General features: G+C 34.8%; 7 protein-coding genes. All 7 read left to right on the top strand.

What is annotated here, in order from left to right; all coding sequences use genetic code 11:
* Positions 1-21: 21 nt before the first annotated feature.
* The 7 genes from galB to ACYQ5R_RS08060 all read left to right on the top strand — a co-directional run bounded on the left by galB (position 22) and on the right by ACYQ5R_RS08060 (position 15576).
* Complete coding sequence (galB, locus tag ACYQ5R_RS08090; RefSeq protein WP_460190415.1) at positions 22-2505, top strand: beta-galactosidase GalB; 2484 nt, start codon at positions 22-24, stop codon at positions 2503-2505.
* A gap of 9 nt (positions 2506-2514) precedes the next feature.
* Positions 2515-3972 carry an arylsulfatase gene (locus ACYQ5R_RS08085; RefSeq protein WP_460190414.1) on the top strand — a complete coding sequence of 486 codons (1458 nt, stop codon included), beginning with the start codon at positions 2515-2517 and terminating at the stop codon, positions 3970-3972.
* Between the two features lie 3 nt (positions 3973-3975).
* On the top strand, positions 3976-5406 hold the full coding sequence (locus tag ACYQ5R_RS08080; RefSeq protein ID WP_460190413.1) for a sulfatase: 1431 nt from the start codon (positions 3976-3978) through the stop codon (positions 5404-5406).
* A 12-nt stretch (positions 5407-5418) separates the two neighbouring features.
* The gene (locus tag ACYQ5R_RS08075; protein ID WP_460190412.1) at positions 5419-7851 is read left to right on the top strand and encodes a glycoside hydrolase family 2 TIM barrel-domain containing protein; all 2433 of its coding nucleotides are present in this window, start codon (positions 5419-5421) and stop codon (positions 7849-7851) included.
* A 21-nt stretch (positions 7852-7872) separates the two neighbouring features.
* A complete protein-coding gene (locus tag ACYQ5R_RS08070) occupies positions 7873-10305 on the top strand; it encodes a T9SS type A sorting domain-containing protein (RefSeq protein WP_460190411.1) in 2433 nt (810 codons plus the stop codon).
* 103 nt (positions 10306-10408) lie between these two features.
* Positions 10409-13084, top strand: coding sequence for a T9SS type A sorting domain-containing protein (locus ACYQ5R_RS08065; RefSeq protein ID WP_460190410.1), 2676 nt, complete (start codon positions 10409-10411; stop codon positions 13082-13084).
* 23 nt (positions 13085-13107) lie between these two features.
* Positions 13108-15576 carry a T9SS type A sorting domain-containing protein gene (locus ACYQ5R_RS08060; protein WP_460190409.1) on the top strand — a complete coding sequence of 823 codons (2469 nt, stop codon included), beginning with the start codon at positions 13108-13110 and terminating at the stop codon, positions 15574-15576.

Here is a 15576-nt window from a genome sequence, read left to right as displayed (position 1 = left end):
GTGTATTTAAAATAACTCATAATGAACTACGCTCCTATTTTTAAAGCTCTATTAATATCTTTTTGTTTTATCCTTTTTTCTTGTTCGAACGGACAAGAAATAAAACGAGTACACAATTCTTTTAACGAAGGTTGGAGCTTTCAAAAAGGAGAAACTGGTTCAGAGCACCTTCCTGATTTTAATGATTCAGATTGGCGTCAATTAAATGTACCCCATGATTGGGCCATTGAAGGTCCTTTTGATAAAAACCACGATACGAGAACGGGTGGCTTACCTATTTATGGTACCGCCTGGTACCGAAAGACTTTTACTATAGACAAACAACATCAAAACCAACAAGTAACCATAACTTTTGACGGTGTTATGAATAACTCAGAAGTTTTTGTAAACGGTCAAAAAGCAGGTGAAAGACCATTTGGCTATATTGGTTTTGAAGTAAACATCACTCCTTATATTAAGTTTGGCGAAGAAAATACAATCGCAGTAAGAGTGAATCCAAAAGAATTATCTGCACGTTGGTACCCGGGAGCTGGTATTTATAGAAACGTGTATCTTACTATTAAGAGTCCAGTTAATGTAGCGTACAGTGGCACCTATATTACAACACCAAATATCACAAGTCAAAATGCCGATGTACATATTGAAACAACCATAGAAAACCCAAATAAAGTATCGGCTGAATACAAAATTGAAACTACCATATTAAATGCAGAAGGTCTGCAAGTTGCCCAAACTTCTTCAGAATTTAATCCATCTGAAAACTTTGTGATTAACAGTCAACTTAAAGTTGAAAACCCTATTCTATGGGATACGGATAATCCATATCTATACACCGTTCAAACTAAAATTTTAAACGGTGGTACAGCCATAGATAATTATGAAACCAACTTTGGAATTCGAACTATTAAATATTCAAAAGAAAATGGGTTTGAATTAAATGGTCGTCAAGTAAAATTTAAAGGTGTTTGCTTACATCATGATTTAGGCCCATTAGGTGCGGCAGTTAATTACCGTGCCACAGAGCGTCAGCTTGAAATCATGAAGGAAATAGGAGTAAATGCCATTAGAACAAGTCACAATCCTCCTTCACCAGAACAATTAGATTTGTGCGATAAAATGGGAATATTAGTACAAGTAGAATCATTTGATGAGTGGGCTATCGGAAAAGTTGAAAATGGCTATAACAAAGTTTGGGATGAATGGCACGAGAAAGATTTACGCGATATGATAAAGCGTGACCGTAACCATCCATCAGTTGTGATGTGGAGTATTGGAAATGAAATTAGAGAGCAGCGAAATAAAAAAGGAGCTAAAGTAGCGCAACATTTAGTAGATATTTGCCATGATGAAGACCCTACAAGACCAGTTACTGCTGGATTTAACAATTACCCACAAAGTGTAAAAAATGGTTTAGCTGCAACGCTAGATTTGGTTGGATTTAATTACAAACCAACACAATATGATAATGTTGTTAGAAACAATCCAGACTTTATAGTTTATGGCGCCGAAACGGCATCTACTGTAAGCTCTCGTGGTGTATATCATTTGCCACTAGAAAACTATGAAAAGCATGAATCTTTACAAGTAACAAGCTACGATATTATTAGTCCCCCTTGGGCGTATCCTCCAGATTTTGAAACCTATGCTCAAGAAACTATGCCTCACTCTTTAGGAGAGTTTGTTTGGACTGGATTTGATTACTTAGGAGAACCTACACCCTACAATGGTAAAGACAATATGACGCATGGCAAATGGGGTGGTGATTGGCCTTCAAGAAGTTCTTATTTTGGAATTGTTGATTTAAGTGGATTTCCAAAAGATCGTTTTTATTACTACCAAAGTAGATGGACAGAAGAACCTATGGTTCACATTTTACCCCACTGGAACTGGGAAAATACACCTCACGAAGAAATTCCGGTATACTGCTATACGAATGCTGATGAAGCCGAACTTTTCTTAAACGGAAAGTCATTAGGTAAAAAAATAATGGGCGTAGATAAAACTACCTTACCTGCTGAATTTATGTGGTGGAAGAAACCTGAAAAAACATGGGATTCTCCTTATAGATTGAATTGGAATGTAAACTACGAACCAGGAGAATTAAAAGTTATTGCCTATAAAAATGGCAAAGCGGTTGCAGAAAAAACAATTGTAACTGCTACATCACCTGCAAAATTAGAATTAACTCCAGACAGAAAACAAATTGCAGCAGACGGTTCAGATCTTTCATTTATTACCGTTAAAGTTGTAGATGAAAACGGAAACTTCTGTCCGTTAGCAAATAATAATATTGAGTTTGAAATTGAAGGTCCAGCAACTATTGCTGCCGTTGGAAATGGTGATGCCACTTCAACAGAATCATTTCAAGCAAGCCACAGAAAAGCCTTTAACGGATTATGTCTTTTAGTTGTAAAAAGCGAAAAAGGTAAAGTCGGAGAAATTAAGATTAAAGCTTCTTCCCAAGGATTAGAAAGTACAACAACCAACATCACAACGAAAAACTAACCAACGATTATGAAAAATTTTAATCTCTTACTGTTAGCAATTGTTACTTTAATTGCTTGTTCAAAAGAACCAAAAGCAACTCCAGAAGTACAAGAAGAAAAAAAACCAAACATCATCTATATTCTAGCAGATGATTTAGGTTATGGGGATGTAGGCTATCAAGGGCAACAAAAATTTGACACCCCAAACATCGATAAGCTGGCAGTAGACGGGATGGTATTTACACAACACTATTCTGGCTCTACTGTTTGTGCGCCATCTAGATCTACATTACTTACCGGCATGCACACAGGTCATACGGTTGTTAGAGGAAATAAAGAAGTAAGACCTGAAGGACAATATCCAATGCCGGCAGACACTTACACCATGGCAGAAATGCTTAAAGAGGTCGGATATACTACATCTATATTTGGTAAATGGGGGTTAGGTTATCCAGGTTCTGAAGGGGATGCCAACAACCAAGGGTTCGATGAGTTTTTCGGATATAACTGTCAGCGAATTGCTCATAATTATTACCCCTACTATTTATGGGACAATCAAGAAAAGGTAGTTTTAGAAGGTAATGAAGATAAAGGACAAGCTATTTATGCTCCAGACCTGATTCACCAAAAATCATTAGAGTTTATCGAAGAAAATAAAGATTCAACGTTCTTTATGTATTATGCTTCTCCGCTGCCTCATGCAGAGTTATTAATTCCGGAAAACTATATAGAACCATATTTAGGCAAGTATTTACCTGAAAAAAGTTTCAAAGGTGTTGATGACGGTCCTAATTTTAAAAATGGTGGTTATGGCTCCCAAGAAAACGGTCACGCAGCCTTTGCAGCTATGGTAACTTTGTTAGATGCACAGGTTGGAGAAATCATGCAAAAATTAGAAGATCTTGGCATTGCAGATAATACTATTGTCATATTCACATCAGATAATGGGCCACACAGAGAAGCAGGTGCCGACCCTGTTTACTTTGATAGTAATGGTCCATACAAAGGTTTTAAAAGAGATTTATACGAAGGAGGTATTCATGTACCAATGATTGCAAAATGGCCAAACAAAATTAAAGCTGGCTCTAGTACAAATCATATTTCTGCATTTTGGGATGTAATGCCAACTTTTGCAGATATTATAGGTAAAGAATTAGACGAATCTATTGATGGAATCTCTTTCCTTTCTACCCTAACAGAAGAAGGCTCCCAAAATCAACATGAATATCTTTATTGGGAATTTCATGAAAAAGGAGGCAGAATTGCTGTGAGAAAAGGAAAATGGAAAGCTGTTAAGTATCATGTATTAAAACAGCCTACTAGAAGAATAGAGTTGTACAATTTAGAAGAAGATCCTTCAGAAGAAAAAAATCTTGCAGATGCACACCCTGAATTGGTTGAAGAGTTAACTGAAATCATGCAAAATGCAAGAACCCATTCAGAGGTATTTAAATTCAATTCTAATACCTACCTAAAATCTAAATAGATCATGAAAAAATTATGCTATCTATTCGTCTCACTTGTGTTAATTGGTTGCTTGGATGCAACGAATGAAGCTAATAAAAAACCAAATGTAGTTTTGATACTTGTTGATGATTTAGGGTGGACGGATTTAGGTAGTTTTGGTAGTGATTTATATCAGACCCCAAGCATAGATAAACTGGCAGCTGATGGGGTTCAATTTACAAATTCTTATAGTGCTTGTACCGTTTGTTCACCAACAAGGGCAGCAATTGTAACAGGAAAATACCCAGCAAGAATTAATGTCACCGATTGGATAGAAGGTCATAAATATCCATGGGCAAAATTAAATGTACCAGATTGGACCATGTATTTACCAGATGAAGAATATACGATGGCAGAAGCTTTTAAAGATGCTGGTTATCAAACAGCTCATTTTGGTAAATGGCATTTAGGAGAACAAGAAAAAAATTGGCCCGAATACCATGGCTTCGATCTTAATGTTGGAGGCTGGAAAAAAGGCGCACCACACAGAAACAAAAAATTAGGATCCAACGGTTACTTCTCTCCTTATGGCAACCCAAGATTGACCGATGGTGAAGAAGGAGAATACCTAACAGAACGTTTAACCAATGAAGTTATAAACTTTATCGATCAAAATGGAGACAATCCATTTTTCATCAATTTTTGGTTATACAATGTGCATACACCGCTACAGGCAACACAAGATAAAATCGATAAATACGAAAGCATCATAGATTCAACAGCGCGACACACCAATGCAACCTATGCTGCAATGGTTGAACATATGGATGATGCAGTTGGTAAAATAATAAACAAACTAGAAGAAAAAGGACTGTTAGAAAACACTATCGTACTTTTCTCTTCTGACAATGGTGGACTAATTGGCAAAAATCCTAAAAAGCCTGTTACCAATAATACTCCTTTAAGAACAGGAAAAGGAGATATTTACGAAGGTGGTGTTAAGATACCTACCATAATCTATGCTCCAAATAGAGTAAAAGGAGGACAAAAAGTAGCTACACCAATTATTTCAATGGACTACTACCCTACTTTAATGGAATTGGCAGGTATCTCATCTGATAAAATTGCACAGCAAACTGTTGATGGTAAAAGCTTGGTACCTGAGATTTCCAATCAAAATAATGTTCGAGAAGCTCTGTATTGGCATTACCCACATTATCATCAAGAAGGAGGAGAACCGTATTCAGCCATCAGGTTAGGAGATTGGAAGTTAATTGAAAAATTCGAATCAAACACCTTTGAACTGTACAATTTAAAAACTGATATAAGTGAAAAACACAATGTGTTGCAACAACATCCAGACATTTCTATAGAATTAAAAGATAAGCTAAAAGCTTGGAGAATAGAAGTTGATGCTCAATACCCAAGTGAGAATGAAAACTTTATTAAAGAAAAGCAACGTAAGAAAAAATAATCCATAAATCATATGCATAAAATTACTTCTACCCTACTCTTAATTATCCTTATTCTGTCTTTTAATTCATGTGAACTACCTTCTCTTGAAAACAAAAGAGAACGCATTGCATTTGACTTTGATTGGAAATTTCAATTAGGTGATATTGAAAACGCACATACTATTTCTTTTGACGATACAGATTGGCGCTCGTTAAATGTACCACATGATTGGAGTATTGAAGGAGAGTATAAAGAAGATAATCCAGCAGGAAAAGCAGGTGGCTTTTTACCAACTGGCACAGGTTGGTATCGAAAAGATTTTAACATTGAATCTCTAACGTCTAAAGAAAAGTATTTTATTGAATTTGATGGTGTTTATATGAATTCTGATGTGTATATCAACGGAGTTCATTTAGGAAACAGACCGTATGGTTACATTAGTTTTTCTTACGATTTAACAGCACATATAAAAGAAGGCACAAACACCATTGCGGTTCGTGCAGATAATTCAAAAGCACCTAGTGGACGTTGGTATACAGGTTCTGGTATTTTTAGACATGTATGGTTGACAAAAACTTCAGATATCTACATACCACAATGGGGAACAAAAGTCACAACACCTAAAGTATCTAAAGAAAAAGCTACTGTAAAATTAGAAGCTACAGTGGCAACTGAAAATGAAGAAGAACTTATTGTTTTAAGCACAATTTTAGACCAGAACAATCAGCAAGTTGCCGAAAGTCAAACAAAACTAAACACAGCTAAATCAGATTCTTTTATACAAGAATTCGAAATTAACAATCCAAACCTTTGGTCTCCAGATACTCCTAGTATGTATCGAATCGAAACAATGATTCTTTCTGGTTCTACTTTAAAAGATATCTACAGTACTCCATTTGGTATTAGATCAATTGAGTTGAAACCTAATGTTGGCTTCTTATTAAATGGCGAACCTATTAAATTTAAAGGTTTGAGTAATCATCACGACGCTGGTCCTGTTGGTGCTGCCGTACCAAATGATGTTTTATACAGACGACTTAAACTTTTAAAAGATATGGGAACCAATGCACTACGCACAACGCATAACCCATTTGCACCAGAATTCTATACCATGTGTGATACCATGGGCTTTATGGTTATGGACGAAGCATTTGATGGTTGGTGGAACCCAAAAGCAAAACACGACTATGGCAATTACTTTGCAGACTGGTGGCAACAAGATTTAACCGATTTTATTAAGCGTGATCAAAATCACCCTTCCGTTGTCATTTGGAGTATTGGAAATGAGGTACCAAAATTTAAACCAGAGGAACAAAAAGAAATTATAGAATTTGCAAAAACCGTAGATAATACAAGGCCTTATACTCAGGGTCGTGGCTATAGTGCACCCTATTTAGACATCTCGGGTTTTAATGGACATGGAGAGTATAAAGGGGCCTTAGAAAAATACCATAAGCAACATCCAGAAAAATTAATTATCGGTACAGAAATTACGCATACACTCCAAACACGCGGTGTTTATAGAACTAAAACTTGGTATAGAACCAAAGACAATCCTGCTCCTTGGGAAAAACCGCATCAGTTCAAGAAAATGGAGCCGAAAGTATTCAAGATCCCAGATTTATCAGAAGAAGAAGTATTCCCGAATATTACCAAAAAATACCAATCTTCATACGATAATTCTATTGTTCGTGTGGGGGTAAGAGATGATTGGAATCGTGTAGAAAATTTAGATTATTACCTAGGTAATTTTAGATGGACAGGGTTTGACTATTTAGGGGAATCTTTTGGTTGGCCAGCACGTACCGCTAATTTCGGAATTATTGATTTGGCAGGATTCCCAAAAGATCATTACTATTTATATCAAAGTTTATGGGCAGATAAACCAATGGTTCATATTCTGCCTCATTGGACACACCCCGGAAAAGAAGGAAGAGAGATACCTGTTGTAGTTTATACAAATTGCGACAGTGCCGAACTGTTTTTAAACAATATTTCATTAGGAGAAAAAGTAATGACAAATGAAAGGCAACTCGTATGGCATGTGCCATATCAACCAGGAAACCTTAAAGTAGTTGCTAAAAAAGATGGACAAATTGTAGCGCAATCAGAACATAACACTTCTAAAAGACCAAATAAAATAAAGTTAACACTTGATAAAAAAACAGCAAAAGCGAATGGACAAGATGTAATTCATGTAGAAGTTGATATTGTGGATGAAAGTGGCAATTTATGTCCTGATGCCGATAATTTAGTAGAATTTGAAATTGAAGGTCCAGGAACAATTATTGGAGTTGAAAATGGAGATATTCTCGATTTGGCACCTCATAAAATTAATACACGAAATGCATTTAAAGGTAAGTGCCTATTAATGATACAAGTAAAAAACACCTCTGGAGAAATAAACATAAATGTAAAATCTACAGATATAATTAGTGAAAATGAACAAATTATAGTATTTTAGTCGAATAATAAACCCCGTAATATGAAAACAATTATCCTTCCAACTCATTGGAGCATTGCAGCAATAGCGATTTTTTTAGTTTCTTTAAATAGCTTTGCTTTTCAATTAGATTTCACAATTGAAACAGAAAACACAACCTTATCTGGTACTACCGTTGTAAGTTCAACAAGAAATAATGGAGACCCAAGAATAAATGCATCAAATAATACAATGGTTACATTAAATACCACTGGTTCTTCTGCTTTTACTGTAACTGGAGTACCAAGTGTGGGAACCTATAAATTGCGAATTTATCATTTTAACAACGGAACAACACAAGATGCGAGTCTTACGGTAAACGGAACTACTCAAAATATTACTTTACTAGAATCTAATTTTGAGTATGAAGACACTGCAAAATTTACTGATATAGATATAAATCTTAATGCGGGTGCAAATACCATTAGTATTTCCCATATAGGTGCTGGTGGTAGTGCCCTTATTTTAGACTACTTTAATGTTTCATCTCCGTATAATGTATACTATATAAGTAATGATGGTGATGATAGTAATGATGGATTAACTCCCGCTACTGCTTGGGAAACCTACACTAATGTTAATGCTGCACTTGCCACTAATAATAATGGTGGATATGCGACTGGGGGTGATCAATTCTTATTTAAATCTGGAGACACTTTTATTGGGCAACTTTTAGTAAACCGTTCTGGAGATCCTGGAAATCCTATAGTTATTTCAAATTATGGCGTTGGAAACTTGCCTATTTTAACCGGTGCAGATGCCTCAATTCAAGACTATGTGCACGCAATTAAATTAACCAATACTAGTAACATCATACTTTCTAATCTTGCTATTCAAAACGATCGTTTAGAGAACGATAGATATGCAGTTTGGCAAGAAGAAAATAGTTATGGTATATTATGTTTAGCTAATAAATGGGGTGGTATTACCTCTAATATGGTATTTAGAAATTTAGAAATCACCAATATCTTAAGTGTTACTATACCAGATCCATCAGATTTTAATGGTTTTAAAGTTACCGGTATTTATTTTGAATCTGCCGAAAACCATGATGGATCAACTTCTCCCGCTGCAACAGATGTTGGATTTGACAATGTTTTAATTGAGGACTGCTATTTTAGCAACACTGGAAAAGCTGGAGTGCAAGCCATTCATAAAGGAGACTGGGACGCTACCAATACAGATTGGGGAATTAACAGAAATTCTAATTTTATTATAAAAAACAACCATTTTTATAGAACTGGTGGTTCAGGTATTATTCTATCTAAAATGCACAATGCCTTAGTAGAAAATAACAATTTCGATCAAACAGGATACGATGCTACTCCTAACAATGATGCAGACTTCTTTGATGATCGACTTGCAAACAGAGGAAGTGGTATGTGGGTTTTTAGATGTAAAAATGTAATCGCCCAATACAATCGAGCTTATGGAGCTCATGGGTCGAATGATTCGTATGGTATGCACATAGACTTTGGTAACGAAGACATTATTTACCAATACAACTACAGTGAAATGAATGAAGGGTTTGTTGAGATTTTAGGAGAAAACAATAGATGTACCTACCGATTTAATGTGAGTGTAAACGATGGAGACAGACCAACAAAAGGATATACATTTTGGGTTTCTCAATATGCAGGTACAGGTAATGATGTTTCATCAAATAATAGCTACATTTACAACAATACGGTTTATTTAGATAAGAATTTTTCTCCCGATATAAAACTGTATGGTAAAAACATTTACGTATATAATAATATCTTGATAGAAGATAGTCCAAGTGGAGTAATTGGACAATCTGTAGATATACAAATTGATAATGGTTTTCAATTAGATATGTCACATAATATATGGCGAGGTAATGTGTCTACTAATTTTAGAAATGGTACTGCGCCAAGATGGTCAAACACCAATTGGTCCAATTCTAATCCACAGATAGTGAATGCTGGAGCTACCTCTGAGTCTGGTTATAACATTAATAATTCTAGTGGTGCAATCGACCAGGGTAGAATGTTTACCCAACCTCCTTTTGCGGCAGGTGGGAATGGTATATTTGCAAATATTCCAGTATACCCAACTGAAGATATTTTTGGTAATACGGTTGATATTGCTACTTACCCACCTAACATTGGGGCTAGTAACAATTTTAATTCAAATAGCGTTTTAGGTGTAAGTTCTTTTGAAGAAACAACGTTGTTTGGTTTGTATCCAAACCCAGTAAAAGACAAGATAAATTTAAATTTAAGTCAAGAACTAAATAACCCAACAGTTCATGTATTTGATGTAATGGGTAAACAAGTATATATGTCAAACCAAACTATGAATCAAGGAGTCAATTTAATCGACTTACCTTCTAATATTAGAAATGGCATATACTTTTTGAAACTTACTGATACTAACAAGTCTCAGACAGAGCAATTCATTTTATATCGATAATCATAATTAGAGTAAAGTTTGTGTAACTATTAAAATGAAATGTTTCAATCTCTTGGTATTATGTAGAGTACTTATTTTAACTTGCTCTTTCCATTCGCTTGCAATGACCTCTTGTTTTGAAATAACGAAAGAGGCTGAGTATACGATTCTCAATGGAAGTTATGAGGTTAAAACAGGAACTTTTGCATCAGGAGGAATCCATATAAAAGCCAATCCCGGGGCATCATTTTCTTTTGAAATAGATGCTCCTGAGGCTGGTAATTACAACCTAGAATTATTCAATTTTAATGGTGGTGTAAGTAACCATGAGGTTTCTGTCTCAGTAAATAATGGAGCTGCGAATAATTTATTTTTAGCAGCCTCTAATTGGGCCTCAGCTCCTCCTCAAAGTGTATCTACTACTGTACATTTAAATCAAGGTTCGAACTCTATTGTTATTGTAGCAACCACAACTGCTATATGGCTTGATAAATTTATAGTATCTCAAACCATACCATGTATAAAAGTTGGAGAGAGTATTGAAGCTGAAAATACCGTTTTAAGCGGAACAAATACGATTCAAAATATTGGTGTATTAAATGCATCTAATAATGCCTATGTAAATCTTGAAACTACCGGTTCAGCTAATTTTGCGATAACAGGTGTTACAACATCAGGTATTTATAGTCTTAGAATTTATAATTTTAATAATACCATTGCGCAAGACGTTACATTAACTGTCAATGGTAGTAGTACATCTATAAATTTAGACCCCTCCAATCTAGAAATTAACGGTGCTGCACAATATACTGCTGTAGATATTAATTTAATTCAAGGGTATAACTCTATTTCATTAGAAAGATTAAATTACGATTTATCGCTAGACAAATGTACAGTACTAAATAAATCAAATACCTACTACATTAGCACATCTGGAAATAATACCAATAACGGGTTGTCTCCAGAAGCTGCATGGAATATTACCCAGCTGAATACTGCACTAGAAACAACTGCAAATGGTGGTTGGATTGCTCCAGGTTCAAATATTTTATTTAAACGAGGTGATGAATTTTATGATCAATTGGTAATTAAAAGATCTGGAACTAATGGAAATCCAATTGTTATTTCAAGTTATGGTTCTGAAGAAGAAGAACTCCCCATAATATCTGGATCAGGTGGAACTATTACTGGTGGCGATTTTATACATGCAGTGAGTATAGAAGATGTGAGTCATTTAATTTTTAGTAATCTTTGGATTAAAAATAACCGTCAAAGTACGGGTGCAATAAATGAAAAAAAAGAAGCGAAATTAAGTAGAGCCATATATGTAAAGGCCAATAACGCTTGGTGTACTAACTTAACATTTTCAGATTTAAAAATTTCAGACGTGTTTCCTGTTACCATTCCTACGAATTTTGGAGGATATAAGGTTGCCGGAATTATGTTTGAATCTGAACCCTTTGTTGAAGTCGGAGGTATAATTACTGATCTCATTGGATTTCAAGATGTTATTGTACAAAATAGCTTTTTCACTTATACTGGTAAAGCAGGTGTTTGGGTAAAGCATGCTGGAGCTCATGATGAGGTTGACTTTACCATTAATAGAAATCAAAACATTACAGTAAAGAACAATCATTTTTTCGAAACTGGTGGCTCTGGAGCAATTATTTCTAAATCTATGAATGTATTGGTTGAAAATAATGACTTTGACCACACAGGACACAGCGATGCTGCTGAACCAAGACTCGCAGGAAGAGGTAGTGGATTATGGGTATTTAGATGTAAAAATGTTGTTGCTCAGTACAATCGCTCTTACAGTGTTCGAGGTTCTGGCGACTCTTATGGTATGCACATAGATTTTGGCAATACTGATGTATTCTACCAATACAATTACAGCGAAGATAGTGAGGGTGGTTTTGCTGAAATTCTTGGTGAAAATACCAATTGTGTCTACAGGTTTAATGTAAGTGTTAACGATGGGTTCAGAGATAATAAAGGAAATTCAATTTGGGTTTCTGATTTTGCTGGAACCGGAAATCAAATTACTTCAAACAATAATTACATATATAATAATACCATTTATTTAGATGAAAACTATACTCCAGATATTTCAATTGTAGCTCAAAACACCTTTGTTTATAATAATATATTTATGGCTACCAATGGCGAGATTGGCCAATCTGTTAGTGTAACAATAGACCCTGGAAGTCAATTATATTGGTCTAATAATTTATATCAAGGAGCAATTTCAGCGAATCTTGTAAATACAGGTTCTAATTGGGTACCTGGTGATCCTATCTTTCAACTAGAAGGTGCAAAAAGTATTTATGGCTATCATATACAAGCTTCTAGTCCCGCTTTAGATGCTGGTATATCATTTGTAGAACCCGAATTCCCTTCTTTTGGCAATGGCATATTTAGTGATATATCTCGTTTTAGTTCAAAAGATCTTTTTGGTAATAACATAGATATTATCAATCAAATTCCAAATATTGGAGCAAGTAACGCATTTAATAGTGCCAATGCATTGAGCACTGAATTAATAAAAGATTATCACCCATTTAGTATTTATCCGAACCCTGTTAAAAATGCCATCAACATTCAATTAATAGCATCTTTTAATCAACCAATAGTTAAAATTTTAGACATTACGGGTAAACAGTTGTATACAGCAGTGCCAAACACTGCTCATGAAGAGTTCAAAATAAAACTGCCAGATACTATTAAAAACGGCATTTATTTTATGAAGATTATTGATACCAACTTATCACATACTGAAAGATTTATCTTATTTAGATAATACATGAATCAATCCCTGGAAAAATGAAAAATTTTACTCAAATTATTTTTTGTATTTGCCTTGTAAGTTGGCAAATTGTTTTCGCACAAACTCATTTCGAAATTATAGAAGCTGAAACAGTCTTTGATGCTTTAAATCCAACTCCTGCAACCAATCAAATTGAGAAAAAAACAGGAGGCAGTAATGCCTCAGGTGGTGAATGGGTGGTTATCAAAAGTGGTAACTCCTTAACTTTTACTACTGGAACAATTCCTACATCTAGTTTATACTATCTTAAAATATTTCATTTTAATAATGATAGTGCGCAAACAGCCGAATTAAGCATAAATGGAAATACGCCCTATTCAGTAAATTTAGATGCAGCTCGCTGGGAATATGAAGCAATTGGTCAATACACTAAAATTTCAGTAAATCTTATTGGTGGTCAAGCAAACACCATAGAAATTGCACGCACTTCATCAAACTTATTAATTGACTATATTGTTGTTACAGATCAAGCACACAACACCTATTATGTAAGTAATACTGGTTCTGATATTGCTGCTAACGGATTAACACCGGCAACAGCTTGGGCTTCGTCGATTCGAACAAATCAAGCCGCAAATACTTCAAACAATGATGGTATTATGTTAGAAGGAGATAAACTACTCTTTAATAAAGGAGATACTTTTATTGGACAATTCAAAATCAATTGTTCGGGATCTGAATCAAATCCCATTGAAATTGGAAGTTATGGGAGTGGTGCAAAACCTATTTTAACTGGTGTAGGTGCTATGGTTGGAAACCTTGGCGGAGATGCAGTTGAGGTAGTAAAAATGACCAATACCAGCAACGTTATAGTACAAGATTTACACATTAAAAATGACCGCCAAACAACCAGTTCTTATTGGTCTGATAATAAATCATATGGCATCTATGTAAAAGCAAATAAATGGGGAGGTAGAAGTAGTAATCTTACCTTTAGAAATCTAGATATTACAGATATTTTTGGAGTTAGTATGTATACAAATCCAGAAACAGGCACTCCAGAATTTGTTAGAGATTGGTATACAGCGAGAGGTATTTATTTTGATTCTGAGAAGAATCATGATTTTGATGTTGACGGCTCTCCTGCAAGTACAGAAGTAGGAATTGATGATGTTTTAGTTGAAAACTGCTATTTCTACAATCTTGGCGGAAGAGGTATTAGTACAACGCATAAAGCGAACAATGCAAACACATCTGGAGATACACATAGAAATCGTAACTATGTTATTAGAAACAATTATTTCGAACAATTAGGAGGAGATGGTGTAGTATTTGCTTCCATGTTTAATGGTCTTGTTGAAAATAATGAGTTTCATGATTTAGGTTATGGAGATCATACATTGCCAACAGATAAATACTTTGGTCGAGGCGAGGGATGTTGGATTTGGAATTCTTGGAATATCGTAGTGCAGTACAACAAACAATACAATAATAAAGGATATGGTGATACCTATGGAGCAGGTGGTCATGTTGATTTTTATTGTAAAAACTCTTTGTTTCAATACAATTATAGCGAAGATACCGATGGTGGCTTTTTAGAAATTTTAGGAGACTGCGATAACTCTATTTTTAGATATAATGTAAGTGTGAATGATGGACACAGAACACATCATCACAACTATACCATCTGGTTATCGGGATATGTAGGATCAGATAATGGAGTTCCTAGACCAGTAGTACCACCTAGAGATAATTATATGTACAATAATACTGTTTATGTAGATCAAGCAGCTATTGAACCTCAAATATCCATATTTGCAGAAGATACTTACATTTTTAATAATGTATTCATGTATGCTGGTGGCAGTATGGGCATAAGAAATGAAGATGGAATCAATGGATATTATGAAAGCATGCAAAACGGAGGAATACTTCATGTTTCTAACAATTTCTTCCATGGAAATATAAGTACTACATTTAAGAGTAAAGATGCTAATCGTGTTGATGATGGTTCATTCCCTGCATTCCAAAATGCTGGAGGTTCAAATCGTGGTGATTATGACATATGGAGTGGTAGCCCTATGGTAGATAATGGATTACAATTTACCCAGCCTTCATTCCCTGCTGCAGGTTCTGGTATTTTTGCACATATAGCAGATGAAGTTTTTGATGATGGCTTTGGAAATACTGTAGATATTAATAATCATCCACCAAATATTGGAGCTAGCAATTCTCATAATTCCTTTAGTACTTTAGGAATTGACAATTCAACAGAAAATCAACTTTTTACAATTTTTCCAAATCCTGTAAAAGAAAATTTAACGCTTCAAACACCACAAAATATTCAAAATGCAACTGTTCAGATTTTTGATGTACAAGGTAAATTAATACATACTACTCAGAATTCAGAGTTAAATGGTAACACTTTAGTTAAAATACCGGTACAAATAAAAAACGGTATTTACTTCTTAAAGGTTTCTAATAAATTACAAGAGCAAACACAACAATTTATACTCTATAGATAA

Source organism: Urechidicola sp. KH5 (genome assembly GCF_054661455.1).
This window is presented reverse-complemented; position numbering and strand designations above follow the sequence as displayed.

Excerpts from the sequence above, each read along its gene's own strand:
- galB (WP_460190415.1), top strand. The coding sequence starts at position 22 with ATGAACTACGCTCCTATTTTTAAAGCTCTATTAATATCTTTTTGTTTT.
- ACYQ5R_RS08085 (WP_460190414.1), top strand. The coding sequence starts at position 2,515 with ATGAAAAATTTTAATCTCTTACTGTTAGCAATTGTTACTTTAATTGCT.
- ACYQ5R_RS08080 (WP_460190413.1), top strand. The coding sequence starts at position 3,976 with ATGAAAAAATTATGCTATCTATTCGTCTCACTTGTGTTAATTGGTTGC.
- ACYQ5R_RS08075 (WP_460190412.1), top strand. The coding sequence starts at position 5,419 with ATGCATAAAATTACTTCTACCCTACTCTTAATTATCCTTATTCTGTCT.
- ACYQ5R_RS08070 (WP_460190411.1), top strand. The coding sequence starts at position 7,873 with ATGAAAACAATTATCCTTCCAACTCATTGGAGCATTGCAGCAATAGCG.
- ACYQ5R_RS08065 (WP_460190410.1), top strand. The coding sequence starts at position 10,409 with ATGACCTCTTGTTTTGAAATAACGAAAGAGGCTGAGTATACGATTCTC.
- ACYQ5R_RS08060 (WP_460190409.1), top strand. The coding sequence starts at position 13,108 with ATGAAAAATTTTACTCAAATTATTTTTTGTATTTGCCTTGTAAGTTGG.